This window comes from Pseudomonas sp. (assembly GCF_050739995.1).
Lineage (GTDB): Bacteria > Pseudomonadota > Gammaproteobacteria > Pseudomonadales > Pseudomonadaceae > Aquipseudomonas.
In genome coordinates this window covers 1-3,769 of record NZ_JBOICG010000469.1, presented here as the reverse complement: position 1 = coordinate 3,769, position 3,769 = coordinate 1, and the positions used below count along the sequence as shown (strand labels likewise).

Sequence of the window (3,769 nt, the reverse complement as noted above, 5' to 3'; positions counted from 1 at the left end):
GAACTGGACACCATCGTCGACAACATCGGCATCCCGCTGAGCGGCATCGACATGGCCTACAGCAGCAGCGGCACCATCGGTCCGCAGGATGGCGATATTCAGGTCACCCTGAAAAAAGACCACGCGCCCACCGCCGACTACGTGAAAAAACTACGTGAAGCCCTGCCCGAAAGTTTCCCCGGCAGTCACTTCGCGTTCCTGCCTGCCGATATCAGCAGCCAGATCCTCAACTTCGGCGCACCGGCGCCACTGGATGTGAAAATCTCCGGGCGCAGCGATGAAGAAAACCGCGCTTATGCCGTGGAGCTTGAGCGCCGACTGCAACACGTTCCTGGTATCGCCGACCTGCGTATCCAACAGTCCACCGGCTACCCGTCTCTGCAAGTCAACGTCGACCGTATGCGCGCCAATGGCTTGGGCATCACAGAAAAAGACGTGACCAACAGCATGGTTGCCTCCCTCGCCGGCAGCTCGCAAACCGCGCCGACGTTCTGGCTCAACCCGGCCAACGGTGTGTCGTACTCCATCGTCGCGGCAACGCCGCAGTACCGTCTGGACAGCTTGCCCTCACTGGAAGCCTTGCCCGTCACAGGCGCCGATGGTCAATCGCAGATCCTCGGCGGCGTAGCAACCATCGCCCGCGTGCAAAGCCCGGCGGTGGTGACCCACTACAACATCGAACCGACCCTGGATCTGTACGCCAACGTGCAAGGCCGCGACCTCGGCGGCGTAGCCCGCGATGTGCAAAAAGTGTTGGACGACACCGCGTCCATGCGCCCCAAAGGCGCGGTGATCAGCCTGCATGGCCAGATCGACGCCTTGCATGAAGCGTTCAGCGGTTTGAGTTTCGGCCTGCTCGGTGCAGTGGTGCTGATCTACCTGCTGATCGTGGTCAACTTCCAGTCGTGGGCCGACCCGTTCGTGATCATCACCGCATTGCCGGCGGCACTTGCGGGCATCGTGTGGATGCTGTTCCTCAGCGGCACCTCGTTATCGGTGCCGGCACTGACCGGCGCCATCCTGTGCATGGGCGTGGCCACCGCCAACTCGATCCTGGTGGTGAGCTTCTGCCGTGAACGCCTGGCCGAACATGGCGATGCACTGAAGGCCGCCATGGAGGCTGGTTATACGCGCTTCCGCCCGGTGTGCATGACCGCGCTGGCGATGATCATCGGCATGCTGCCACTGGCCTTGTCCGAAGAGCAAAACTCACCGCTAGGCCGGGCCGTCATCGGGGGCTTGATCTTCGCCACCATTGCCACACTGTTGTTTGTTCCCGTGGTCTTCAGCCTGGTCCACGGTCGTCACCCTACTCGCGTTGCTGCTGGAGAAACTTCACATGTCGTCTGATCATAAACCCTCGCGCAAGCGTCTGATGCTCATGGGTGTCGGCGGCCTGACATTGGCCGCCCTGTTGGTCGCCAACGGCCTGCACGCCCGCACGCTGCACGAACAGTCGGTCACTGCCTGGACGGAAACCGCGGCCATCCCACAAGTGATGGTGTTCCAACCGAAACAGAACGCCGCCGGTGATACCCTACGTTTGCCAGCGCACTTGGAAGCCTGGAGCAAGGCGCCGATCCACGCCCGGGTCAGCGGCTACTTGAAAGACTGGAAAGTCGACATCGGCAGCCAGGTCAAGGACGGGCAGATCCTCGCCGAGATCGACAGCCCGGACCTGGACCAGCAACTGGCGCAAACCCACGCCCGCCTGATCCAGGAACAGGCCAATGCGCGCCTGGCCGAAACCACGGCGACGCGCTGGCAGAACCTGCTGGCCAGCCACTCGGTGTCGCGCCAGGAAGCCGATGAAAAAACCTCCAACGCCGCCGCTGCCAAAGCCAACGCCGAGGCCGCCGCCGCCGATTACGCACGCCTGTCGGCGCTGGAAAGCTACAAGACCATCCGTGCCCCTTTTGCCGGCACTATCACCGCACGCAACACCGACATAGGCCAGTTGATCAAGGCCGATACCGACAGCGATCCCGAGCTATTCAACATCGCCGATACCCACCAACTGCGCCTCTACGTGCCAGTGCCACAGAACTACGCGGCGGTGATCCATCCAGGCCTTGAAGCCGAGTTGACCGTACCTGAACACCCCGGCAAACACTTCAAGGCGCGGTTGATCGGCGACTCCACCGCCATCGACCGCCGTTCCGGCACCCTGCTCGCCCAGTTCGTCGCCGACAACCCCAAGGGCGAGTTGCTGCCAGGGGATTACGCCGAAGCCACCCTGCCGATTCCGGCGGACACCCATGGTGTGAGCATCCCGGCCAGCGCGCTGATCTTCCGCGCCCAAGGTACCCAAGTCGCGGTACTGGATGCGCAAAATCATGTGCACCTGCAAGACATCCATATCGGCCTCGACCTCGGCGAACGCTTGGTGATCGACCAAGGTTTGAAACCCGCCGACCGCGTGGTCGACAACCCGCCCGACGCCCTGCGCGAAGGTGATCCGGTGCAACTGGCGGACGCCTCCGGAGGTGTACATGCGCCCAAGGCTTAATCCCTTCGCCGCGTTGATGCTACTGGCGCTGCAAGGCTGCTCGATGGCGCCCACCTACAAGGTGCCCACAGTGGACCTGCCGGCCGGCTACCGCGAACAGACCAGCGATGGCCCGTGGCACAGCGCACAACCGTCCGACCAGATTACGCCAGCGTGGTGGAAGCTCTATAACGATTCGCGCCTCGATGACCTGCAACAACAACTGCTCAAGGCCAACCCAGACCTGGCGGCGGCACTGGCGCACTTCGATGCGTCCCAGGCGTACGCCAGCCAATTGCATGCGGGCCTGTTTCCGCAGATCACTGCCAGCGCACAACCGTTGCGCCAGCGGCAGTCGGACTCGCGGCCGTTGCGCGGTGACACCCAACCGTCGGTTTACAACAGCAATAGCGCAGGGTTTTCCCTGAGCTACGACCTGGACCTATGGGGCAAAATCCGCAACCAGGTCGCGGCCGGTGATGCTCAGGCGCAAGCATCCGGGGATGACCTCGCGGTGGCGCGGTTGAGCCTGCAACATCAGTTGGCGACGCTGTACGTGCAGCTTAATGGGCTGGATGCGCAGGGTCGGATTCTCAACAGTTCGCTGGATGATTTCAGCCAGGCGTTGCAGCTCACGCGCAGTCGTTATGAGGGCCAGATTGCTTCCGAGCTAGACCTGACCCGGGCACAAAACCAGTTGGCCGAAGCCAAGGCACAACTGGATGAAGTGCGCGGGCAACGTAACCTGACCGAACATGCCATCGGTGAACTGGTGGGGGTGGCGGCCAGCGATTTTTCCTTGCCGCCGAGCCAGCAACTGATCGCGCTCCCGGGCATTCCATCGCAGTTACCCAGCCATCTGCTGCAACGCCGCCCGGATATCGCGGCGGCGGAACGGCGGGTGTTTGCAGCCAATGCCAATATTGGTGTGGCGAAGGCGGCGTGGTATCCAGACTTCAGCTTGACCGGGTTGATTGGCGGGCAGACGCAAGGTGTCGGCAATCTGCTATCTGCCGGCAACCGTTACTGGGCGCTGGGGCCGTTAGTGAATTTGCCAATCTTTGACGGCGGCCGCCTGAGCGCCAACGAGCGTCAAGCCAAAGCCGAATTCGAGGAGGCTTCGGCGCAGTACCGCAGCCATGTACTCAAAGCCGTGCGCGAAGTGGAAGACAACCTGGCACAACTGCGGGATTTGCAGCAACAAGCCCAGGATGAACAAGCGGCAGCGGATGCAGCACAGCACACACAATCGCTGGCCATGAACAGCTACCAGGCAGGCGC

General features: G+C 62.3%; 3 protein-coding genes. All 3 read left to right on the top strand.

The window, feature by feature from the left end; translation table 11 throughout:
* Positions 1-1,350: efflux RND transporter permease subunit (locus ACRESD_RS15530; protein WP_431751730.1), on the top strand; the 1,350-nt coding region annotated here is incomplete at its 5' end.
* Complete coding sequence (locus tag ACRESD_RS15525; RefSeq protein ID WP_431751729.1) at positions 1,340-2,509, top strand: efflux RND transporter periplasmic adaptor subunit; 1,170 nt, start codon at positions 1,340-1,342, stop codon at positions 2,507-2,509. The genes ACRESD_RS15530 and ACRESD_RS15525, both read left to right, overlap by 11 nt.
* Positions 2,493-3,769, top strand: a 1,277-nt coding sequence (locus ACRESD_RS15520; protein ID WP_431751728.1) for an efflux transporter outer membrane subunit, incomplete at its 3' end; no start/stop codon positions are given. The genes ACRESD_RS15525 and ACRESD_RS15520, both read left to right, overlap by 17 nt.